Origin of the sequence: Pseudoalteromonas sp. CR1 (genome assembly GCF_019392235.1) — a bacterium.
Lineage (GTDB): Bacteria > Pseudomonadota > Gammaproteobacteria > Enterobacterales > Alteromonadaceae > Pseudoalteromonas.
On sequence record NZ_JAHXRM010000018.1, the window covers coordinates 18,292 to 41,584 of the forward strand.

Here is a 23,293-nt window from a genome sequence, read left to right on the forward strand (position 1 = left end):
GGGGTTTAGTACTTATTTGCTGTTTTTTGTAAACTATTTTATAGACTCATTAACATCTTGCAGTACTTTTACTGGATTTGATGCATTAGTAATCGGCCTGCCTACTACTAAGTAATCACTACCTGCTTCAATTGCTTTTTTTGGAGTCATTATTCTTTTCTGGTCGCCTGCATCACTACCTTCAGGACGAATACCGGGTGTAACTAGTTTAAAATACTCACCAAGCTCAGCCTTTAAAACACTCGCTTCTTGCGCGGAACAAACAACACCATCAAGGCCTGCTTCCTTGGCTAGTTTTGCAAGGTATATTACCTGCTCCTGAGGTGATTTATTTATACCTAATCGCTTTAATTCTGACTCATCCATACTTGTTAATACAGTAACAGCAATAAGAATTGGGGCTTTATCACCAAACGGTTCTAAAGCAACTTTTGCTTTAGTCATCATTTCGAAACCACCCGATGCATGAACATTTACCATCCATACCCCCATTTTTGCAGCCGCTGTGACTGCCTTTGCGACTGTATTAGGAATATCATGAAACTTTAAATCTAAAAAAACATCAAAACCAAGTTCAATTAATTCTTTTACAAATTCAGGTCCAAAGTATGTAAACATTTCTTTGCCTACTTTTAAACGACAAGTATCGGGCGAAAGCTGTTTTACAAATGCTAACGCTGTTTCTTGATCGTCGTAGTCTAAAGCGATAAGTACTTTTTTTGAATTTTCGAAAGACATAGTTATCCTAATGTATAGCAGTAAAGAGTTTTTGTATATTTTACTTAGTTAGCTTAGCGAACTTACACAAAGTGAATAAAGAGGTTAATTAGTATATTGGCGCTAGTTAAACTTCTAGTCGAATTTGTAAGGGCTCTACAATAATTAAGTATTTAGGGGTTATTAAAATCCGTCTAAACCTCTGCTTGGGACAATGGTTTCCCAATGTTTACAAGAGGGGCAATTCCAATAGATTGTATAACTTGTGAAGCCACAATGCTGGCATTGAAAGTCTGGCTTAGTCGCTATATATGACGTAACAAGTTTGTCAATTTCATTGAGCACTTCTTTTGTATTTTTATTTTGGTCACCCATAAGCTGCAGTAAAAAACTAAAACCTCTGATTGTAGGTTGCCTTTTTAAACTATCAGTTAAAAAATCAAAAGCTTGCTTAGTGTGTCCTTGCTCTAGGAGCGCTTGGCAATGTTTTATTTTTATTAGAACACCACCTTTGTCTAGTAAATCGCTTACTAGTTCATGAAATTGATGCGTTAAGTTAAGTTGTTTATAACTATGCGCTAGCTCATCAATAAATAACGGCGCAAACAACGTAAACTGACAGATTAGTTCACGCCAGTAGTAAATAGCTTTAACGTAATCCTCTTTGGAAAAAGCGATGACACCTAGCTCGTACAAGGGCCTAACTGCTTTATAATTTAAACTAATCGCTTTACGCATAATTTGAGGATTATTATCACTAAGCGCAGCTTCACAATAAAAATTCGCTATGGCTTTAAATTGCTGCTCTTTAGAAAATAATTCGCTATGAGATTCAAACATATTAATGCCTTTATCCCATTCACGAGTTTGCGAATACAAAGTAATAATAGGATCGAGAGCTTCTACGTGCCCTGCTTTGACTAGCCAAACCAAATGTTCTTCTGCGCCATCTAGTAAGCCAGCCATAATGTAATCTTCAGCGAGTTCTAAACGGCTGGTTGCAGCTTGCTGCTCACTTAAGCTAGGGTGTTTTAAGAGGAGTTCATGTATTTTTATTGCACGATCTAGTTCGCCTCGACGACGAAACATTGTGGCAAGAGTGGAATAGTGTTCAACCGAATCAGCGGCAACTTCAAGTAGGTTTATTAAATGTTCTAAGCCTTGATCTTCTTCACGGTCTAATAAAAACTTTAAACCTTTACTGTATTCAGACGTAATTTGTCTATTTAGTTGATGGGCATGATTCTTAGCGCTGTTTTTTCCCATAACCCAGCCATAACCAGCTGCGACAGGTAGTAATAAAAACAAAAGCTCAATCATAATTAGGTGTCTTTATTAGCGTCAGGCTTATTTTTATTTTTTTCAGGTGACAATTGCTTTTTTAACCGGTAGTTTTGCCACTTCAACTGAGAAAACAACTTGAAGCTTATAAAAAAACCTATTAAAACACCTAACAAAAAGCAGATACTTATTATTACAGCTAATGGTAATGTATTACTGGCTATAATATAATTTACTTGTACTAACTGTGGATTTTGTGATCCTAATACAAAGGCACTAATTAGGCATAGTGCAACCAGAATAATTTTCAATACCTTGAACAAGTAACTACTCCGTTATATTAACTAGGCAATGCTCGCATTTACGCGGTCACGTAATTCTTTACCTGGTTTAAAATGAGGTACGTGCTTTCCATCTAACTCTACAGTATCGCCAGTCTTAGGATTGCGACCTGTGCGAGGAGCGCGGAAATGCAAAGAGAAACTACCAAACCCTCTGATCTCAATTCGATCTGAAGAAGATAATGAGCCGGCCATTTGTTCAAGAATTTCTTTTACAGCATTTTCAACATCTTTCACTGGAACGTGTGCATGTTGTTCCGCAAGTGTTTCTATCAGTTCTGACTTAGTCATAGCGTTTCCTTAAAAAAGATATAGGAAGGGCAATAATTGCCCTCCCAACTAAAAACTAATTATAAATTAGTCTTTTTGTGCATTTGCGAAAGCAGCTGCCATTGCGTTTTCAAACACTGGCTCTTCTTTCTTAAGCTTCTCTAGTACTTCTTTCTCTTCAGCTTCGAAAAGAGCTTTAACAGATAAGCTTAAAGTGCGGTTCTTACGATCAACACCAACATATTTAACTTCAACTTCGTCGCCAACAGAAACAACAGTAGTTGCATCTTCAACGCGCTCTTGAGCAATATCAGCTACACGAATGTAACCTTCAACGCCTTCGATAAGTTCAACAGTTGCGCCTTTCGCATCAACTTCAGTCACTTTACCTTTAACAATAGCACCTTTTTTGTTTGCATCAAGGTAGTTATTGAATGGGTCAGCTTCGATTTGTTTAACACCTAGAGAGATACGTTCACGCTCTGGGTCAACTTGCAATACGATAGCAGTGATTTCGTCGCCTTTCTTGAATTCACGCACAGCTTCTTCGCCAGGTGTATTCCAAGAAATGTCTGAAAGGTGTACAAGACCGTCAATACCACCGTCAAGACCGATAAAGATACCGAAGTCAGTGATTGATTTGATCTTACCAGTAACTTGATCGCCTTTGTTTTGTAGACGAGCAAATTCCTGCCAAGGATTAGCAATACATTGCTTAAGACCTAGAGAAATACGACGACGTTCTTCGTCGATTTCAAGAACCATAACTTCAACTGTATCACCTAGTGAAACAACTTTTGAAGGATGGATGTTCTTGTTAGTCCAATCCATTTCAGAAACGTGTACTAGACCTTCAACGCCTTCTTCGATTTCTACGAAGCAACCGTAGTCAGTAAGGTTAGTTACACGACCAGAAAGTTTAGAACCTTCTGGGTAACGACCAGCGATAGCTGCCCATGGATCTTCACCAAGTTGTTTAAGACCTAGAGATACACGAGTTTTATCTTTGTCGAATTTAAGAACTTTAACTGCGATTTCGTCGCCAACATTAACAATTTCTGAAGGGTGCTTAACACGCTTCCACGCCATGTCAGTGATATGTAGTAGACCATCAACACCACCAAGGTCAACGAATGCACCGTAGTCAGTAAGGTTCTTAACGATACCTTTAACTTCTTGGCCTTCAACAAGGTTAGCAAGAAGCTCTTCACGTTCTTGTGAGTTTTCTGATTCGATAACTGCACGACGTGAAACAACAACGTTGTTACGTTTTTGGTCAAGCTTGATTACTTTAAATTCAAGCTCTTTGCCTTCAAGGTGAGTTGTGTCACGTACTGGACGAACATCAACAAGTGAACCAGGTAGGAAAGCACGGATTGAATCAACTTCAACAGTGAAACCGCCTTTAACTTTACCGTTGATAACACCAGTAACAGTCTCTTGCTCTTCACATGCTTTCTCAAGACGGATCCACGCTTCGTGACGCTTCGCTTTCTCACGAGAAAGGATAGTTTCACCGAAACCGTCTTCGATTGCATCTAGTGCAACATCTACTTCGTCGCCAACAGCAACTTCTAGTTCACCAGCAGCATTTTTGAACTGCTCTGCAGGGATAGCACTTTCTGATTTAAGACCAGCATCTACAAGTACAATGTTGTTCTCGATTGAGATTACTGTACCTTTAACGATAGAGCCTTGCTCTGCTTCAAAACCCTTTAAGCTTTCTTCAAATAACTGCGCAAAATTTTCTGACATACGAATATACGTCTCATATATTAATACCAATAAGCAACCATGCTGCATGGGGTTGTTAAAATAGCACTGGCATCCTGCTGGTGCATAAAATGTGTTTAACTTCGTTTAGGAAGTTTTCCCTCAGAAATAGCTGCATCCAATAAAGTCATAACCTTATCAAATACTTGCTGTGCATTTAGCTCGCTAGTATCGAGTTCAATTGCATCTTCTGCAGGAACAAGCGGCGCAACGGCGCGATTCATATCACGGTCATCACGAGCTTGAATGTCCTCTAATAGACCACTTAGTGTAACATCAAGCCCACGCTCATTCAACTCAACAAAGCGTCTACGAGCACGCTCTTGTGCGCTCGCTGTTAAATAGATCTTTAATGGCGCATCTGGGAACACAACAGTTCCCATATCACGGCCGTCTGCTATTAAACCATTTTCGGTTCTAAAAGCGCGTTGACGGCGCAATAGCGCTTCACGAACGCGAGGAAGTGCAGCTACCTTTGATGCAGCTGCGCCCACTTCTTCATTACGAATAGTGGTCGTAACATCCTCTCCCTCTAAAATAACTTTTCCAGCATTAGTCTGGCTATCCACCAAAAACTGCACATCTAAATTTGCAGCCAGCGGTACAAGTGCCTCTTCGTTGTCTAGTGCGATTTGATGGTGAAGTGCTGCAAGGGACAAAACGCGGTAAATTGCACCACTATCCAATACATCCCAACCCAACTTATCGGCTAACAAACGACAAACAGTTCCTTTACCAGAACCACTTGGGCCATCAACGGTGATCACGGGCATTAATAACGCCTGCATTTAAACCTCCTGCAATGCACACCTAAATAATCCGCGGCATTATACGCCAGTTATTAAAATATATCTGCTATTAGTGTGTAACTTTTTATAAATAGTTATAAAAAGCCTATTCACTAACCGATGCTAATACATTGAAAAACGTAGGAAATGTTTTATAGGTACACTTAGGGTCATTGATTGTTATAGGCTTTCCGCCTACTGCAACCATTGCAAAACACATAGCAATACGGTGATCGTCGTAAGTATCAATGGCGACATCATTAAATGTTGATGGGGGAGTTATTTCAATAAAATCTTCACCCTCAACAACTTCTGCACCTACTTTACGTAGCTCTGTGCTCATGGCGTAAAGTCGATCAGTCTCCTTTACACGCCAATTATAAATATTACGAATAGCTGTTGGACCTTTAGCAAACAGTGCAACAGTGGCGAGTGTCATGGCAGCATCAGGTATAGCATTGGCGTCTATGTCGACCCCTTTTAAGTCGCCTTTTCTAACAACTAAACGCTCATCATACCAATCGATTTTTGCACCAACTTGCTCCATCACCTTTGCAAAGCCAATATCACCTTGAACTGATTTAGCGCCCACACCTTTAATTTCTATTTCACCACCAGCAATAGCTGCTGCGGCTACAAAATAAGAAGCTGATGAAGCATCACCTTCAACCATAATACGCTCAAGTGATTGATACTGCTGCCCGCCTTTGACTTTAAATGTTGAATAATCTGAATGTTCAACGATAATGCCAAAACGCGCCATAACGCCTAGTGTAATATCAATGTACGGCTTAGAAACTAAAGTGCCTTTAATTGTAATTTTTGTATCACCCGTGAACAAAGGCGCAGCCATTAATAAAGCGGTTAAAAATTGACTTGAAATACTGCCATCAATTTCAACTTCACCGCCATTAATTTGTCCACCAACAATTTTCAGCGGCGGGTAGTCTTTGTGCTTAGTGTAGGTAATATCACCGCCAAGCACTTGAAGAGCGTCTACTAAATGCCCTATTGGGCGCTCTTCCATACGTGCTTCACCAATTAATTCATACTCACCACTTACAGCCGCAAGCACTGCTGTTAAAGGGCGATATGCAGTGCCCGCATTACCTAAAAACAATGGCTCATTAGGTGTTTTAAATTTTCCACCGACACCGTGCACGGTTGCAACTGTACGGTCATCATTAAGTGTAACTGTTACACCTAAAAGTGCTAAGGCCCCCAACATATGACGAATATCATCACTGTCGAGTAAGTTCTCAACAACTGTTGTTCCGTTCGCTAAAGCAGCCAGTAGTAAAATCCGATTAGATAAACTTTTTGACCCAGGCAATGTCACAGTCCCATTAACACGGGATATAGGCTCTAAACGAAGTTGCTCCATTAGCTATTCTCCTTCGCAAAAGCTGCCATAAAATCAACAAGCGCTTGTACGCCCTCAAGTGGCATTGCATTATAAATACTTGCACGCATACCACCTACTATTCTGTGACCTTCAAGTGCCAATAAACCAGCTTCTTTAGATTGTGATACAAACTTTTCATTTAAGCTTTCATCATTAAGCCAAAATGGTACATTCATACGTGAGCGGCAATGCTTGGCTACTTTATTGGTATAAAAAGGAGACTCATCAATAAAATTATAAAGAAGTTCTGCTTTGGCGATGTTGTGTGCTTCCATCGCCTTTACACCACCTTGTGCTTCTAACCATTCAAACACCTCAGCAGCTAAGTACCATGCAAATGTAGGTGGTGTATTAAACATACTGCCCTGTTTAGCTTCAAGGGCATAATCTAAAATACCTGGTTTTGCTAGTCCTTCACGCTCAAGTAATGTTTTGCGCACAATAACAATAGCGATACCTGATGGACCGATATTTTTTTGCGCACCAGCGTAAATTAAATCAAATTGATTAACGTCGATTTCACGAGATAATATAGTCGAAGACATATCGGCAACAATGGGAGCTGTTGGATGACTTGGTACCTCAAAAATTTCTAAGCCATCTACGGTTTCGTTTGGACAGTAATGAATATATGAGGCATCTGCAGGTAACACCCAGTCAGCCACGTTTTTTATAGAAAATTGCCCATCTGTATCGTTGCGTACATCAACACTAATTGTTGAAGTAAACTTATTAGCTTCGTCTGTAGCGCTTTTAGACCACACTCCATTTTCACAGTAGACCGCTTTTTTATCGGCTTGATGGAGATTAAGGGGTACTGCGCTAAATTGACCTCGACCACCACCATGCATAAATAGAACTTCAAATTCATCACTAATATTCATTAAGCGTCTTAAGCTTGCTTCACATTTTGCAGTTAATGCTAGAAATTCTTTACTGCGGTGGCTAATTTCCATTACAGAAACGCCCATGTCTTGCCAATCTAAGAATTCTTTTTGTGCTTTTTGCATTACCGCTTGCGGAAGCATAGCCGGCCCTGCACAAAAATTATATTTACTCATTACCTTTGCCTCATTCCAGTAATTTATCTACTCAACATGAAAATATTAAATCCACGCTGTATTAATTTTTTTCAACAACATTAAAAAAAGCGGCCAAGGCCGCTTTTTCAATCTCAATTATTCTGAAGGAGGAGTGTCATCCACGACTTCATCTATAACTGTATCTACTGTTTCAACGTCTTCAGTATTAATTAAGTCACTTTCTGTAACTTCAATTTCTTCTATACGTTGTAAACCAACTACTTGCTCTTCGTCAATAGTTCTGATCAAAATAACACCTTGTGTGTTACGTCCAACCGTTGAAACTTCGTTCACACGAGTACGCACTAACGTTCCGCGGTTTGAAATAAGCATTATTTCGTCGTTGTCATCAACTTGAACAGCACCTACTACAGCACCATTACGCTCACTCACCTTAATTGATACAACACCCTGTGTTGCACGACTCTTAGATGGGTAATCTTCAAGCTGAGTTCGTTTACCATAACCATTTTCAGTTACAGTTAATATAGCACCATCAGTTTTTGGTACGATAAGCGATACTACACGTTGTTCGTCGGTCATTTTAATACCACGTACACCGGTTGCCGTTCTACCCATTGGACGAACACCTTTGAAACGAATCTCAGGGTTACCTTCTTCGTCAAGTACTGGGTTACCGTTTTCATCTACAACAGCAGATTCTTCAGCTTCTTTAAAGCGAACAACCTTACCCGCATCAGTAAACAGCATTATTTCGTTCGTACCATCGGTAATATCAACACCAATTAAGCTGTCGCCTTCATTAAGGTTAACAGCAATAATACCGCTAGCACGCTGACGGCTGTAGGCTGTTAATGGTGTCTTCTTAACGGTACCAAAAGCAGTTGCCATAAAGATGTATTTATCTTCTTCGTACTCACGTACTGGCAATATAGCAGTAATACGTTCGTCAGCTTCTAACGGTAACAAGTTTACAATTGGCTTACCGCGGGCTGCACGGCTTGCAAGTGGTAATTGATACACTTTTAACCAATATAAGCGGCCTGCTGTAGAGAAGCACAAAATAGTATCGTGCGTGTTTGCAACTAATAAACGCTCGATGAAATCTTCGTCTTTCATCTTCGTTGCAGACTTGCCTTTCCCGCCACGACGTTGCGCTTCGTAATCAGACAATGCCTGATACTTAACATACCCCTCGTGAGAAAGTGTCACTACAACATTTTCCTCAGTAATCAGGTCTTCAAGGCTAATGTCATGCGCAGCTGCATTAATTTCAGTACGACGTTCATCACCGTATTGCGCCTTAATTTCAACTAATTCATCGCGAATTACTTCCATTAAGCGCTCTGGACTTGCCAATATGTGTAACAGTTCAGCAATCAAATCAAGCAGTGTTTGGTATTCACTTAAGATTTTTTCGTGCTCAAGGCCTGTTAGCTTGTGTAAGCGTAAATCAAGAATCGCTTGAGCTTGTTGCTCAGAAATGAAGTACTGGCCGTCGCGTATACCTAAATCATCAGCCAACCAATCTGGGCGAGCAACGTTAGCTTCACCTGCTTTTTCAAGCATGGCTTTCACATTACCGAGTTCCCACGAGCGAGCAGTTAACGCTATTTTAGCTTCTGCCGGTGTAGGAGACTTACGAATAAGTTCAATAATTGGGTCAATGTTGGCGAGTGCAATTGCTAGACCTTCTAGCATATGAGCACGGTCACGCGCTTTACGTAAATCGAATACTGTACGACGAGTTACTACTTCACGGCGGTGAATAATAAACTCTTCAAGCATTTCTTTTAAATTAAAACACTTGGGCTGATTATTAATAAGCGCAACCATGTTCATGCCAAACACTGTTTGTAATTGTGTTTGCGCATATAGGTTATTTAAAATAACTTCACCTACGTCACCACGTTTAATCTCAATAACGATACGCATACCGTCTTTATCTGATTCATCACGTAATGCGCTGATCCCTTCAATCTTTTTATCTTTAACTAGCTCAGCGATTTTTTCAATCAAACGAGCTTTGTTAACTTGATAAGGGATTTCATGAACAATAATTGTTTCACGACCTGTTTTCTCATCCGTTTCAATATCGGCGCGTGCACGCATGTACACTTTACCACGGCCGGTTTGATACGCTTGTTCAATCCCTTTTTTACCGTTAATAATTGCGGCTGTAGGGAAATCGGGGCCTGGGATGTAATCCATTAATTCAATAATGGTTAAATCAGGATTAACAATAAGAGCTAAACAGCCATTAATAACTTCAGTTAAGTTATGGGGTGGTATATTTGTTGCCATACCTACCGCAATACCAGAAGAACCATTTACTAGTAAATTAGGTACTTTAGTTGGTAAAACATCAGGAATTTGTTCTGTGCCATCGTAATTAGGTACGAAATCAACCGTTTCTTTTTCAAGATCGGCTAATAACTCGTGTGACATTTTAGCCATACGTACTTCGGTATAACGCATTGCTGCAGCTGAATCACCATCAACTGAACCGAAGTTACCTTGGCCATCAACAAGCATATAACGAAGTGAGAATGGCTGTGCCATACGAACTATCGTGTCATAAACTGCGCTATCGCCGTGTGGGTGGTATTTACCGATTACGTCACCGACAACACGTGCCGATTTTTTGTAAGGCTTGTTCCAATCATTACTAAGCTCGTTCATTGCAAACAAAACGCGACGATGAACTGGCTTTAAGCCATCACGTACGTCTGGTAATGCACGTCCTACAATTACACTCATTGCGTAATCTAAGTAGGAGTTTTTTAACTCGTCTTCAATATTGACTGGCAGAATTTCATTGGCGAGATCAGTCATTTGATATCACATTCCTTCAGTAGCAGCTCTTAATAACCCGGTATTGGGTTTTAAAGAGTATTGTTATTATTACTAACGGACATGCTATCACAATTAATTTTAATTTACAGGCGCAAAACTTTGCGATTTATGAATTTAGGCCTATATAATGGCCTCAGATTGACGAGGAAGTATTTTATGACCGAACATCAAAATGTAGATCACGCAGAAATAGCAAAGTTTGAAGCCATCGCAGAGCGTTGGTGGGATTTAGAGGGTGAGTTTAAACCCTTACACGAAATTAACCCGTTACGCCTAGATTTTATTGCAAATAAAGCTCAAGGCTTATTTGACAAAGAAACACTCGATGTGGGCTGCGGTGGCGGTATTTTAAGCCAAAGCATGGCACGTATGGGAGCCAAAGTAACAGGCATTGATATGGGGCAAGAGCCTTTAACTGTCGCCAAGTTGCACAGCTTAGAAACAAATGTACCCGTTGAATATATAAAAGTACCTGCTGAACAATTTGCTGATGAGCACCCTGAGCGCTTTGATGTCGTTACCTGTATGGAAATGCTCGAACACGTCCCCGACCCTGCTTCGATTATTCAAGCGGTTGCTAAACTTGCAAAACCCGGTGCTGACGTTTTTTTTTCTACCCTTAACAAAACTCCTAAGGCCTACTTGTTTGCCATTGTAGGTGCTGAAAAACTATTGAAAATGGTTCCTGATGGAACACACGACCATAATAAGTTTATAAAACCTGCACAACTAATTTCATGGGCCGAAGAAGCGGGCTTAAAAGTACGTGCAAGCTCAGGGCTCTCGTATAACCCCTTTTCTAAACAGTACACACTCAATAGTGATGTTAGTGTTAACTATATTCTTCATTTTGAGAAGTTGGTGTAATGAAAAGCGGACAGTTACCTTCAGCACTTTATCAATATGATGCATTTTTGTTTGATTTAGACGGGACGTTACTCGACACAGCTGACGATTTAGGCGCTGCTCTTAATAGTGTACTGCGTGCAAATGAAACTACTGAAGTAACCAGTGAGGTATATCGTCCAGCAGCGTCTAATGGTGCAGCAGCATTATTAGAAGCTGGCTTTAAAGAGTTATGGCCCTCTCTTGCACAATCACAATTGATAAAGCAACTGGTCGATAACTATGCACAAAACATTGCAAAGCATACCCACTGTTTTGCCGGTATTGAACCACTACTCATTGCACTTGATCACAAAAAGATCAAATGGGGGATCATGACAAACAAGCCCGGTTTTTTAACCGAGCCGCTAGTCGCTGCGATCCCCGCTTTAAAAAATGCTTCGGTTATAATTAGCGGAGACACCCTTGAAGAAGCTAAACCCTCTCCGATGCCTTTACTTCATTGCGCTAAACTCATGGACGTGATACCAGCTCGCTGTTTATACATAGGTGATGCTGAGCGTGATATTCAGGCAGGTAAAGCAGCAGGTATGCCCACAGCGACTGCTTTGTGGGGTTACATTCCAAGTGAGTCAGAAGCATTGACTTGGAAAGCTGATTTTAACTGGTATAGCCCTATTGACGCATTTAACCATATATAGTGCCAATTATAGATATAAACACTATATGTTGTGATTGTGACACTTTATACACAAAGCTTGATGATAAAAAAAGCAGGCGAAATTTATTTTCAAAATGTGTAAATTTAGTCGATCCTGAGTTGATTTTTAAAAATTTCAACTCAAATGAATGATCAAAGGTTAATGCCTACTAACACAATTACGTTATCCCAACGTTATCCACAAATAGGGGCAATTATGCCCCTTGCAAATCAACTCAGACCACACTATCTTGTGATCTCTAAATTGAACAACACCAGATATTGTGGCCAAATGTTATTCAATTAAATTTACCTGATTTGGTAAAACTTATAAAAAATGAGCACTACTTCTCTTTTTGAGACGTACAACATTGGTCAAAAATACATTATCCCCAAGGAATACAGGCAAAGCTATGAACCAACAGTTATCTGTAAGCAAACGTGACGGGCGCAAAGAGCCTCTTGATCTTGATAAGATCCATCGCGTTATAGAATGGGCCGCCGAAGGTTTAAATAACGTTTCGGTTTCTCAGGTTGAATTAAAGTCACATATTCAATTTTATGATGGTATTCGTACTAAAGATATTCACGAAACGATTATTAAAGCGGCTGCCGATCAGATTTCTAAAGAATCACCTGATTACCAATACCTTGCTGCACGTTTAGCTGTATTCCACTTACGTAAAAAAGCATATGGTAAATTTGAGCCTCCGCGTTTATTTGACCATGTAACAAAAATGGTTGGCGATAAGCGCTATGACGCACATTTACTCGCTGACTACACAGAACAAGAATTTGATGAATTAAACGAATACCTAGACCATTCTCGTGATCTAAATTTTAGCTACGCTGCAGTTAAACAATTAGAAGGTAAATATCTAGTTCAAAATCGTGTAACGGGTGAAATATATGAAAGTGCGCAGTTTTTATATATTTTAGTCGCTGCAAGCTTATTTGCAGATTACCCACGAGAAACACGTGTTTCATATATAAAGCGCTTTTATGATGCGGTATCGCTATTTAAAATTTCATTACCTACGCCAATCATGGCGGGTGTTCGCACGCCAACTCGCCAGTTCAGCTCATGTGTGCTTATTGAATGTGGCGATAGCCTAGATTCAATCAATGCTACGTCATCGGCTATAGTAAAATACGTTTCTCAACGTGCTGGTATAGGTATTAATGCGGGTCGCATTCGCGCATTAGGAAGCCACATTCGTAACGGCGAAGCGTACCACACTGGCTGTATTCCTTTTTACAAGCACTTTCAAACAGCTGTTAAAAGTTGTTCGCAAGGTGGCGTACGTGGTGGCGCAGCAACTTTATTCTATCCTCTATGGCACTTAGAAGTAGAAAACCTTTTAGTTCTTAAAAATAACCGTGGTGTTGATGACAACCGCGTTCGTCACTTAGATTATGGCGTACAGTTTAATAAATTAATGTATTCTCGTTTAATTAAAGACGATTATATCACGTTATTTAGCCCATCAGACGTACCGGGTCTTTATGATGCGTTTTTTGAAGACCAAGACGAATTTGATGCGTTATACGTTAAATACGAACAAGACGACTCTATTCGTAAAAAGCGTATTAAAGCAATTGAGTTGTTCTCTGTGTTCGCACAAGAGCGTGCAAGTACTGGCCGAATATACTTACAAAACGTTGATCACTGTAATACACACAGCCCGTTTATAGCGAAAGTAGCGCCAATACGTCAGTCTAACTTATGTTTAGAAATTGCATTACCGACAAAACCGCTTAACAACGTTAACGATGAAGAAGGCGAAATTGCATTATGTACACTGTCTGCATTTAACCTTGGTGCGCTTGAGTCATTAGATGAACTAGAAGAACTTGCTGAACTAGCAGTGCGTGCACTCGATAATTTACTCGATTTCCAAGACTACCCGGTACCTGCTGCTAAAAATGCAACGATGGGACGCCGTACGTTAGGAATAGGCGTAATTAACTACGCCTACTACTTAGCCAAAAATGGTAAGCGTTATTCAGACGGCAGTGCAAATGCACTAACACACAAAACATTCGAAGCGATTCAGTACTACTTGATGAAAGCGTCAAACGAACTTGCAAAAGAACGTGGTGCATGTCCTAAATTTAACGAAACAACGTACTCTCAAGGTATTATGCCAACAGATACGTATAAAACAGACTTAGATAAAATTTGTGATGAGCCACTGCACCTTGATTGGGATGCATTGCGTAAAAGTATACAAGAACACGGTATGCGTAACTCTACACTCAGTGCATTAATGCCATCAGAAACGTCATCGCAAATCTCAAACGCGACAAATGGTATTGAGCCGCCACGTGGTCACATTAGTGTTAAAGCAAGCAAAGATGGTATTTTAAAACAAGTTGTACCTGAGTACGAACGTTTAAAAGACAACTACGAGTTACTTTGGGACATTCCTTCTAATGATGGTTACCTACAGCTTGTGGGTATCATGCAAAAATTTGTAGACCAAACTATTTCTGCAAACACAAATTATGATCCAAATAAATTTGAAGGCGGTAAAGTACCTATGAAAGTCTTATTAAAAGACTTACTTAGCGCCTACAAATTGGGTGTCAAAACTTTGTATTACCATAATACCCGTGATGGCGCATCTGATGCACAAGACGACACTCCAGAAGTGGAAGATGACGATTGTGCAGGCGGCGCGTGTAAAATATAGTCGTTAATTTTATCTTAAGCGGGCATACAGCCCGCTTTGTTCTGATAGTTTTTTGAGTGATAAACATGTCTTATACTACTTTTAGTCGTAATCATAATAACCAAATGCAAGAGCCAATGTTTTTTGGCCAGACCGTTAACGTATCGCGTTACGATCAACAAAAATATCCTATTTTTGAAAAGTTAATAGAAAAGCAATTGTCTTTCTTTTGGCGACCAGAAGAAGTCGATGTGAGTAAAGACCGTTTAGATTTTCAGGCGCTACCAGAGCATGAAAAACACATATTTTTAAGTAATTTAAAATACCAAACATTACTCGATAGTGTACAAGGTCGCTCTCCTAACGTTGCCTTGCTTCCTATTGTGTCTATTCCAGAGCTAGAAACGTGGATAGAAACGTGGGCATTTAGTGAAACAATTCACAGCCGTTCATACACCCACATTATTCGTAACGTAACACAATCACCAGAACTTATTTTTGATGACATAGTTAGTAACGATAAAATTAGCGAACGCGCCGATGCAGTAACAACTTACTACGATGACTTAATTAACTCTGTTTCACTTTACAATCTTTACGGTGAAGGCAAGCACGAAATTAATGGTAAAACAGTGGTTGTTAATTTATTCGAACTTAAAAAGAAACTTTACCTCGCGATGATGTCGGTAAACATTCTTGAGGCAATTCGTTTTTATGTCAGCTTTGCGTGTTCGTTTGCATTTGCTGAGCGTGAACTGATGGAAGGTAATGCTAAAATTATCAAGCTAATTGCACGTGATGAGGCACTTCACCTTTCTGGCACACAGCATATTTTAAATATCATGCAAGATGGTAAAGACGACCCAGAAATGGCAATTGTTGCAGCCCAATGTCGCGACGAAGCAATTAAAATGTTTGTACAAGCTGCTGAGCAAGAGAAAGAATGGGCAGAATACCTATTCAAAGATGGGTCAATGATTGGTTTAAACAAGCATATTTTATGTCAGTATGTTGAATACATTACTAATGCACGTATGACTGCTATTGGCTTACCGGCTCAATTTGAAAACAACAGTAACCCTATTCCATGGATTAATTCATGGCTAGTATCTGATAATGTTCAAGTTGCGCCACAAGAAGCTGAAATCAGTTCATACCTTGTAGGTCAAATAGACTCACAAGTTGATGCAGCTGAATTTGGTGACTTTGATTTATAATGAGCAATGAAACGACTGCAAGTGTAACACTTGCAGAAAACAGCCAGCGCATTGAATATAGCCCTGGCTGCCCCTCTCTTTTACACTGCTTAGAATCTCAAAAAATAGATGTTGCTTATCAATGTCGTGAAGGCTACTGCGGTGCTTGCCGAGCAACCTTAGTGTCTGGTAATGTTCAATATAACGAAGAACCACTCGCATTTGTTCGCGATGGTGAAATACTTTTATGCTGTAGTAAACCCAACGGCGATATACGTATTAATCTAAAATAATAAATACCTTTATAGCAGTAACATTCCTTACTGATCATTATAGTGTTTATTAGTAAAACGATAGTGACCAGTAATTTTATAATCAAATAGCATTTCGCTTAGTTCTGGCCCGCGCCCTATATTATGTACAATTTGAGCTTTTTTACCGCTGTTTGAAGCTTCTGTAACAACCATACCTATGTGAGGTAAGTTACCAGGCAGCTTCCAAGTAACTATATCGCCAACTTTATAATCACGTGAGTTTCTAGAAATGGCCAATTCTATGCCATTATGCTTAAAAAATACTTGAAGGTTTGGTACGCGCCGGTGGTCAATATTTTTATCCGGCTTTTTTAGACCCCAAATTCGCTGAGACGGATATCTAGCAAAATTTGCTCGAATATCTTCATGTACTCTTTGTTGTAAATCAACACCCAATTGACGGTAAGCGCGAATAATAACATCGGTACAAACACCAATATTACTTGGTACATCACCACCGGGATATTTTATTGAATGATAACTGCCGTCATACGTAATATTATGTGTGGTCCTTTCAATCAGCGCTGCGGTTATTTGCTGATTGAAAGAGTTAGCAAGCGTAAAGAAGGGTAAAAATGTAAATAAATATAAACCGTGTTTGAACATAATTCTCCTTTTAAAACGCTACCTTCATGACCATTAATTCTATATGCAAAAATTAAATTGCGCTTTCAATTAGCCTTCTTCTTCAACCAGTGATTCTAACAGGTCATGTATTTCGGCTTTAAGTTCTTTATCTTCAATTTTATTTGCACTAACTTTTGCACTTTGAAGATTTTTTATAGCCTCTTCTTTTTGGCCAAGTTCTAATTGTAATGTTGCCATAGAAAATGCAACCGACGACATATGGTCTTTATTATTAATAGCAATGGATTTTGCTAACGCCTTTTCGTAAGTGGTAATAGCTTCTTCTAACTCTTCTGTAAAATCAGCAAGTGTTTCCCACTGAACAGGGTGATCTTTAGATGTATTTTCGTTTTCTTCACAAATCGCTTTAAGTTTAGAAAAAAGTAACTCAAAGCGTTTACGATCATTTTTATTTGCCGCATTCATTAACTCTTCAGCCAAATCGTGTACCGCTTTGTATACTTTTGTATTCATCATTACGTATCACCCTCAATGTATTTATGCTTAAAATAGCAAAATATAGATTTAAATGGCTAATTAAATATGCCTTTAGGACGATCATACAACATTAAAGTGTGCAGCAAACAATTTAAATGCGAAATAATAACTAAAGTATAAGTGGTTTATAAAATTCTACCCTGTCACAAAAATTCACACTTTTTAAATAACCTTAATTACTTTTATTTTTAAAGCACACCACATGAATTAAATTTATCAACTGCTCATCCATAAGTATAAAATGTTTAAATTAATAAAAATAATAATTTCAAACAATTTGAAGATGGGCTGTTACACTCAAAACTATCAAAAAATATAAAGATAGATAGGCTATGAAAGCGTGTAACCAATGTGGCAAATGCTGTACCAAATATGGTGGTGGTGACCTCGACGTTTCAACAGAAGAAGTGGAAATGTGGGCACTATTTAATCCTGAAATTTATCAATATGTACAAGGTAATCAAATTTGGTTTGATCCCGACACAGGTAATAAACTAAGCGACTGCCCTTTTTTAGCAATTGAGCCTAAAAAAGACAAAAACGCTAAAGATAAGTTCATATGCAATATCTACTTAGATCGACCTGAAGATTGTCGCCAATACCCTAGCCTTATAGCCGAAATGATTCGCGATGAATGTGAAATGATAGAGCCCAGCGATTTAAAAAATCAAAAACGTGCCCAAGACAAACTCAATGTATTAATGATTGATAGTAGATGAATCACAATTTTACCTCAGTGACTTAACACTAATTTTAGTTAATTAAACGCAAAATCATAAGTTATAGTATAACATTGTTGATCCGCTAATTTTGAACTGTTATATTATATCACAACAAGCAATCACAAAATAATTTACTCATGACAAAGTTAACATTAATTTCTTCTGCAATTTTTTCTGTTTTATGCACGCAATCAGCGTTAGCTGCTACGGTTACTGGCACAATCTTAGATGATAAAAAAAACCCAATTAAAAATGCCTCCGTTCATGTTCATGGAAAAAATCAAACTGTTAAAAGCAATGAACTTGGTGAATTTTCAATAGACATTGATGCTGACAGCCAACTTCATATTAGTAAAGACAACTACATAGATTCAAGAATAGCGGTGACTGAATCATCAAACAATGTCACTGTTTCACTCTTACCAACATCTGTAGAAACCGTTGTGGTTTATGCGTCTGCCCTGCATAAAAGCAGCCTTGAAATGATTTCGCCAGTAAGTGTTCTCTCTGGTGATGAGTTAAGAAATAAATCAAAACCAACACTTGGAGAAACACTAAAAGGCTTACCTGGTGTAAATGCCAGTTACTTTGGCCCTGTATCTTCAAGCCCTATTATTCGGGGTTTAGATGGCCCTCGTGTAAAAATCACCCAAAATGGATTAGATGCCAGTGACGCTTCGCGTATTGGGCCCGATCACGCTATGTCAAGCGACAGCTTATCTGCTGAGCAAATTGAAGTATTACGTGGTCCAAGTACCCTTTTATACGGCTCAGGTGCTATTGGGGGAGTTGTAAATGTGGTTGATAATCGTATTCCTACAAACAACATTGATGACTTTACAGGTGCAGCTGAATATAGCCACGACACTGTCTCTAACTCAAATACCGAGGCCGCAAAACTAGAAACAGGGAATGACGGATTTAACTTTCATTTTGATGGGACTAAGCGCAGCGGCGATGACTATGAAACGCCTACATTTAGAGTAACTGACGAAGATGGCGACGTAGAAACTGAAAACTCAGTAGAAAACACGTTTATTGACAGTGAAACACTTAATTTTGGAACAAGCTACGTTGGCGAGCACCTTACTGTCGGATTTTCTTACGGTAGTATAAAAACCGACTATGGAATACCTGGACATGAACATCACCATGAGCATGATCACGAAGGTGAAACTGAAGAAGAACATGCAGAACATGAGGGTGAAGAAGAAGGCGAAGAGCTTGTTTTTGCACAGCTAGAGCAAGACCGCTGGCAAGGGTTGGTGAGCTATGCGCTTCACAACAACTGGATAGAAACAATAAACCTGCGTGTTGGTTATACCGATTACTCACACAGTGAAATTGAAGATGGTGAAATTGGCACAACGTTCACTAACGAAACTACCGAAGCGCGTTTAAACGTAGAACATAAATTTGCTGATTGGCATGGTATGCTGGGCTATCATTACAGCGACTCTGACTACGACGCAATTGGTGATGAAGCATTTACACCAGCAAGTATAACAACTTCACATGCCCTTTATTTATTAGAAGAACGCGTATTTGGTGATGTAACAGTAGAACTGGGTGCCCGCATTGAAGATTACAAAATTGACAGTAATATTTCATTAGCTGAGCATCATCATGACCATGATGAAGCGGAAGTTGAAGAAGAAGAGCACGATGAAGAATCTATTGCTTATAGCAAAAGCTTTACCAATGTAAGTCTATCTGCTGGTGCAATTTGGCAGTACAAACCTGGACATAGTATTGCTACAAGTATTTCTCACTCAGAGCGAGCCCCACTTTCTGCAGAGTTATTATCTAATGGCTTACACATTGCGACGGGGACTTATGAACTGGGCTTAGGTTACCATATTGAGGATAATGAAGCGCATTTCGAGCCTGAGAACATTAAACAAGAAACCTCAACAAACTTAGACATTAGCTTTAGGCGTTTTAGCGGTGCTTTTGGTTACACCGTGAACTTTTTCTATAACGATATTAAAAATTTCTATTTTCAAGAAAATACAGGCTTAGTCTTCGATGAAGAAGACGGTTTAGAATCAGCAGTTGGTGCACACGACGATGCAGTAGCCGTTTATCAATTTAGAAGTAAAGACGCTGAGCTTTACGGTATAGAGTTTGATGCTCACTACCAGATGACACCAAACGCCATGGTTAAAGTATTTGGTGACTCTACTCGCGCTAAACTTAAAAACGATGAAGGGAACCTTCCGCGTATACCAGCAAACAAATTAGGCTCTGAGTTACAGTATGATTTAGGTAACTTACAACTAACGCTAACCGGCACTCATTACTTCGACCAGAATGACATCACTGCGTTTGAAAGCCAAACAGATGGTTATACTTTATTTGATGCTCAAGCTAACTACCAATTAGGTTTAGGTCCTGTTGATGCTCAACTTTATATAAATGTTGATAACCTAACTGATGAACTAGGGTTTGTTCATACCTCATTTATCAAAGATAAAGCCCCTCTTCCAGGTAGAAATATTCGCTTGGGTGTTCGTGGCTACTTTTAATCACTAAACGTTATGTTCAGCCTGTTTGATTAATAACTCCCTTTTAAAACCGCATTTGTGAATGCGGTTTTTTTTATATAAATCGCGTTGTAATTAAGGTGAAAAGCTAATTGTTTTAAAAATTACCATTACGCATTACCTGAACATAATTAAAACAGATACAAAAAAACCGCGCTATTTATAAGCGCGGTTTTTAAATAACTTAATAGAATACTATTAAGAAATTATTTCGTGTAGCTCAACGTCAAATACAAGCGTTGAGAAAGGTGCGATTGCTGCACCTGCGCCGCGCTCACCATAAGCAAGCTCATGAGGAACGTATATACGCCATTTAGTACCTACTGGCATCATTTGTAATGCCTCAGTCCAACCTTTGATCACGCCACCAACTGGGAACTCAGCTGGTTGACCTCGCTCGTAAGAGCTGTCAAAAACAGTACCGTTAATAAGAGTACCGTGGTAATCAACACGAACTGTAGACTCTGCAGTTGGCTTTTCGCCTTCACCCGTTGCTAGTACTTCATATTGAAGGCCAGACTCAGTAACAGTGATTTCTGGACGTTTAGCATTTTCTTCTAAGAAAGCAATGCCTTCAGCAGAAAGTACTTTTGATTCTTCTTCACGACGAGCTTGAATCTCTTCGTTAATTTTTTCAAATGCTGCTTGGATCTCAGGGATCTCAACTTGAAAAGCGCCACCAGCGTACGCATCTTTCATGCCTTCAAACACTGAATTTAGGTTTAAGCCTTCAAAAGGATTAGACTTAAGTTGCTCACCCATTTGTAAGCCAATACCATAACTTGCTTTTTCAGCATCTGTAGTAAAATTATCTGACATAATGTGTTTTTCACGTTTTGTTAGTTAAAAGACATAGATATGCTATCACAAAATCAAGCCTGTTTGGTGCTAGTTTTTATCGAGTTTTACCTTTAATAGGCCAACAATAAAGCAACTAAGGACCAAACTGCATAAAAATCCTACAAGCAATGGAGAAGTTAATAAACTAGAGGTGCCCCCAAGGATAATTGGCACCGCAATAAGCCCTACTACACCAATAAAAATTGATGCGATAACAGGCCATTTTGTATCGTATTTAGTAATTAAATGAGCAACTATAATATTAAATCCAACACCATATACGAACGCTGTGATTAGTGGGTGATCGGGCTGCGCATCGGCTGCCATTTTTATTAGCACACTCAAACCGCTTTGATAGCAATAACCGAATACAGTCCACAATAAAATATGTTTTAACAGCTGTGCACTTAAAGGTAAATTTGCTTTGTTTGTCATTACTAAACCCCAGATAGCAAAAAACCGCCAATAAGGCGGTTTTTTAAATAATGGTGGAGAGATAGGGATTTGAACCCTAGATAGGCTACAAACCTATGCCGGTTTTCAAGACCGGTGCATTCGACCACTCTGCCATCTCTCCGTACGGCGCGAATAATAGGGTTTATCTCATTATTTGTAAAGCATTAAATGTAAAAAATATAAAATTTTGTTTAATGACTTAAAAAACTACATACCAATGGCAGCAACATCGTGCTGTTAATGAGATTAATAATATTGCTTAGGTCTACGAGCAATCCATGAGCATAGTAGGCATACCAGTAAACTCAATGAGAAAAAAGTGACCCCTTGAAAAATTAGATCAAAACGGTTTAATTCGTCGCTTGGTACAATTACAAACATAAAAGCAGGTAAAATACTTAACATAAGCACGTAACAGCACACTTTGAAGGCGCGCCCAAAATCGAATCGCTTTGATTGCTGCATCCACCAAGTAAGTAGAACTAATACACTTACGGCCGAACCTGCAATAAATGGAGTTGCATTTGTACTCATTGCTACATATAACGTAACAAACGCCCCCAAAAGACCCCATATAGACCAAGCAAGCCAATTTTCTTTTTCACGTAAAAATAAATTTCCCATAAATTAAGTCTTCTTTATCATTGTTATTTTGAGACTCTCCATACATTATCAAAAAACAACCGATTAAAAAACAATCTGCAGAAGAATTATTAGCTTATTTAGCTTCCGTGCACTTCTAACAGCATGTCACTGCAAAATAGTAGTGACTAAATTTTATACTCATTTATAAGTGACCATCACATTATCTAAAAGTTCACCCTTGTTTATAAATTAGTAAAATAACTTTCAGGCTTATGCCGTGGCGACTTTTTACAATCGACAGCTGGAGTACCTATGTATAAATATCCCACAATTTCATCTAATTCGTTTAAATTGAGTGCTTGCTTAACCGCATTACTTTGCGCAAAATAACCCGTGCGCCACACACCACCTAGCCCCTGTGCAAATGCAGCTTGTTGCATTGCAAGCACACTACACCCTGCACTTTGTATTTGTTCTATGCGTGGTACTTTTGGATGTTCTTCATATTTAGCAATAGCAATTACAATTACAGGTGCTCGAAGAGGAAGATCTTTAGCACGATTAACCACTTTTTCTGGTTGTTGCTCTGCTAAAGCGCATTGATAATATATTTCACCTAGCTTTATGCGTGCATCCCCTTGAACCATAATAAACTGCCACGGTGCAATACAACCATGATCGGGAACACGCAGTGCTGCCTGTTTTATTATATCAAGCTGTTCAGGTGATGGACCAGGTCCTGTAAGTTTAGAATCAGATTGGCGAGTAAGTAAAAGCTCAATAGCATCCATAAAAATAACTCAAAATTCAAAAC

Annotated in this window: 22 protein-coding genes and 1 tRNA gene; 7 read left to right on the forward strand and 16 right to left on the reverse strand. The window is 39.1% G+C overall.

Annotation, left to right across the window (positions count from 1 at the left end):
* Window positions 1–33: 33 nt before the first annotated feature.
* The 9 genes from pyrF to gyrA all read right to left on the reverse strand — a co-directional run bounded on the left by pyrF (window position 34) and on the right by gyrA (window position 10,453).
* Window positions 34–738: an orotidine-5'-phosphate decarboxylase gene (pyrF, locus tag KZZ04_RS14980; RefSeq protein ID WP_219423069.1), complete on the reverse strand. Its 705-nt coding sequence runs from the start codon at window positions 736–738 to the stop codon at window positions 34–36.
* A 162-nt stretch (window positions 739–900) separates the two neighbouring features.
* On the reverse strand, window positions 901–2,037 hold the full coding sequence (gene lapB / locus KZZ04_RS14985) for a lipopolysaccharide assembly protein LapB (protein WP_219423070.1): 1,137 nt from the start codon (window positions 2,035–2,037) through the stop codon (window positions 901–903).
* A gap of 2 nt (window positions 2,038–2,039) precedes the next feature.
* Window positions 2,040–2,321 carry a lipopolysaccharide assembly protein LapA domain-containing protein gene (locus tag KZZ04_RS14990; RefSeq protein ID WP_058403952.1) on the reverse strand — a complete coding sequence of 94 codons (282 nt, stop codon included), beginning with the start codon at window positions 2,319–2,321 and terminating at the stop codon, window positions 2,040–2,042.
* 21 nt (window positions 2,322–2,342) lie between these two features.
* Window positions 2,343–2,630, reverse strand: a complete 288-nt coding sequence (gene ihfB, locus KZZ04_RS14995) for an integration host factor subunit beta (RefSeq protein ID WP_006794165.1) — start codon at window positions 2,628–2,630, stop codon at window positions 2,343–2,345.
* Between the two features lie 66 nt (window positions 2,631–2,696).
* On the reverse strand, window positions 2,697–4,364 hold the full coding sequence (rpsA, locus tag KZZ04_RS15000; protein ID WP_006794164.1) for a 30S ribosomal protein S1: 1,668 nt from the start codon (window positions 4,362–4,364) through the stop codon (window positions 2,697–2,699).
* A 95-nt stretch (window positions 4,365–4,459) separates the two neighbouring features.
* Window positions 4,460–5,170, reverse strand: coding sequence for a (d)CMP kinase (gene cmk / locus KZZ04_RS15005; protein WP_138530164.1), 711 nt, complete (start codon window positions 5,168–5,170; stop codon window positions 4,460–4,462).
* Window positions 5,171–5,276: 106 nt separating this feature from the next.
* On the reverse strand, window positions 5,277–6,554 hold the full coding sequence (gene aroA, locus KZZ04_RS15010; protein ID WP_058403950.1) for a 3-phosphoshikimate 1-carboxyvinyltransferase: 1,278 nt from the start codon (window positions 6,552–6,554) through the stop codon (window positions 5,277–5,279).
* Window positions 6,554–7,636, reverse strand: a complete 1,083-nt coding sequence (serC, locus tag KZZ04_RS15015) for a 3-phosphoserine/phosphohydroxythreonine transaminase (protein WP_058403949.1) — start codon at window positions 7,634–7,636, stop codon at window positions 6,554–6,556. The genes aroA and serC overlap by 1 nt, the downstream gene beginning before the upstream one ends.
* Window positions 7,637–7,753: 117 nt before the next feature.
* Window positions 7,754–10,453, reverse strand: coding sequence for a DNA topoisomerase (ATP-hydrolyzing) subunit A (gene gyrA / locus KZZ04_RS15020; protein ID WP_219423071.1), 2,700 nt, complete (start codon window positions 10,451–10,453; stop codon window positions 7,754–7,756).
* Between the two features lie 177 nt (window positions 10,454–10,630).
* Between gyrA and ubiG the strand changes: the two genes are divergently transcribed.
* The 5 genes from ubiG (at window position 10,631) to yfaE (ending at window position 16,184) form a co-directional block, all read left to right on the forward strand.
* Complete coding sequence (gene ubiG / locus KZZ04_RS15025; protein WP_058403947.1) at window positions 10,631–11,341, forward strand: bifunctional 2-polyprenyl-6-hydroxyphenol methylase/3-demethylubiquinol 3-O-methyltransferase UbiG; 711 nt, start codon at window positions 10,631–10,633, stop codon at window positions 11,339–11,341.
* On the forward strand, window positions 11,341–12,021 hold the full coding sequence (locus KZZ04_RS15030) for an HAD family hydrolase (RefSeq protein WP_058403946.1): 681 nt from the start codon (window positions 11,341–11,343) through the stop codon (window positions 12,019–12,021). Before ubiG ends, KZZ04_RS15030 begins: the two co-directional genes overlap by 1 nt.
* Window positions 12,022–12,433: 412 nt before the next feature.
* On the forward strand, window positions 12,434–14,716 hold the full coding sequence (gene nrdA / locus KZZ04_RS15035) for a class 1a ribonucleoside-diphosphate reductase subunit alpha (RefSeq protein ID WP_219423072.1): 2,283 nt from the start codon (window positions 12,434–12,436) through the stop codon (window positions 14,714–14,716).
* A 65-nt stretch (window positions 14,717–14,781) separates the two neighbouring features.
* On the forward strand, window positions 14,782–15,912 hold the full coding sequence (gene nrdB / locus KZZ04_RS15040) for a class Ia ribonucleoside-diphosphate reductase subunit beta (protein ID WP_006794448.1): 1,131 nt from the start codon (window positions 14,782–14,784) through the stop codon (window positions 15,910–15,912).
* Window positions 15,912–16,184, forward strand: coding sequence for a class I ribonucleotide reductase maintenance protein YfaE (yfaE, locus tag KZZ04_RS15045; protein ID WP_058403944.1), 273 nt, complete (start codon window positions 15,912–15,914; stop codon window positions 16,182–16,184). The genes nrdB and yfaE overlap by 1 nt, the downstream gene beginning before the upstream one ends.
* Before the next feature lie 27 nt (window positions 16,185–16,211).
* Here the strand turns inward: yfaE and KZZ04_RS15050 are convergent, their stop codons facing one another.
* Window positions 16,212–16,811 (reverse strand): DUF1287 domain-containing protein, encoded by a 600-nt coding sequence (locus tag KZZ04_RS15050; RefSeq protein ID WP_219423073.1) that lies wholly within the window; start codon window positions 16,809–16,811, stop codon window positions 16,212–16,214.
* Window positions 16,812–16,880: 69 nt separating this feature from the next.
* The gene (locus tag KZZ04_RS15055) at window positions 16,881–17,309 is read right to left on the reverse strand and encodes a tetratricopeptide repeat protein (RefSeq protein WP_058551899.1); all 429 of its coding nucleotides are present in this window, start codon (window positions 17,307–17,309) and stop codon (window positions 16,881–16,883) included.
* A 353-nt stretch (window positions 17,310–17,662) separates the two neighbouring features.
* Here KZZ04_RS15055 and KZZ04_RS15060 point away from each other — a divergent pair, with 353 nt between their 5' ends.
* Entirely contained in the window at window positions 17,663–18,049 is a 387-nt protein-coding gene (locus KZZ04_RS15060; protein WP_138530158.1) for a YkgJ family cysteine cluster protein, read from the forward strand.
* Window positions 18,050–18,189: 140 nt separating this feature from the next.
* Window positions 18,190–20,580 carry a TonB-dependent receptor gene (locus tag KZZ04_RS15065; RefSeq protein WP_219423074.1) on the forward strand — a complete coding sequence of 797 codons (2,391 nt, stop codon included), beginning with the start codon at window positions 18,190–18,192 and terminating at the stop codon, window positions 20,578–20,580.
* A 216-nt stretch (window positions 20,581–20,796) separates the two neighbouring features.
* Here KZZ04_RS15065 and KZZ04_RS15070 read toward each other — a convergent pair whose 3' ends face one another.
* From KZZ04_RS15070 to KZZ04_RS15090, 5 genes are all read right to left on the reverse strand, one after another.
* Window positions 20,797–21,417 carry an FKBP-type peptidyl-prolyl cis-trans isomerase gene (locus tag KZZ04_RS15070; protein WP_058403940.1) on the reverse strand — a complete coding sequence of 207 codons (621 nt, stop codon included), beginning with the start codon at window positions 21,415–21,417 and terminating at the stop codon, window positions 20,797–20,799.
* A gap of 69 nt (window positions 21,418–21,486) precedes the next feature.
* Complete coding sequence (locus KZZ04_RS15075; protein WP_138530154.1) at window positions 21,487–21,873, reverse strand: hypothetical protein; 387 nt, start codon at window positions 21,871–21,873, stop codon at window positions 21,487–21,489.
* A gap of 51 nt (window positions 21,874–21,924) precedes the next feature.
* A tRNA-Ser gene (locus KZZ04_RS15080) sits at window positions 21,925–22,015 on the reverse strand.
* 125 nt (window positions 22,016–22,140) lie between these two features.
* Window positions 22,141–22,518 (reverse strand): hypothetical protein, encoded by a 378-nt coding sequence (locus KZZ04_RS15085; protein WP_058403938.1) that lies wholly within the window; start codon window positions 22,516–22,518, stop codon window positions 22,141–22,143.
* A gap of 203 nt (window positions 22,519–22,721) precedes the next feature.
* Window positions 22,722–23,270, reverse strand: a complete 549-nt coding sequence (locus tag KZZ04_RS15090; protein ID WP_138530152.1) for an NAD(P)H nitroreductase — start codon at window positions 23,268–23,270, stop codon at window positions 22,722–22,724.
* Between the last annotated feature and the right edge of the window lie 23 nt (window positions 23,271–23,293).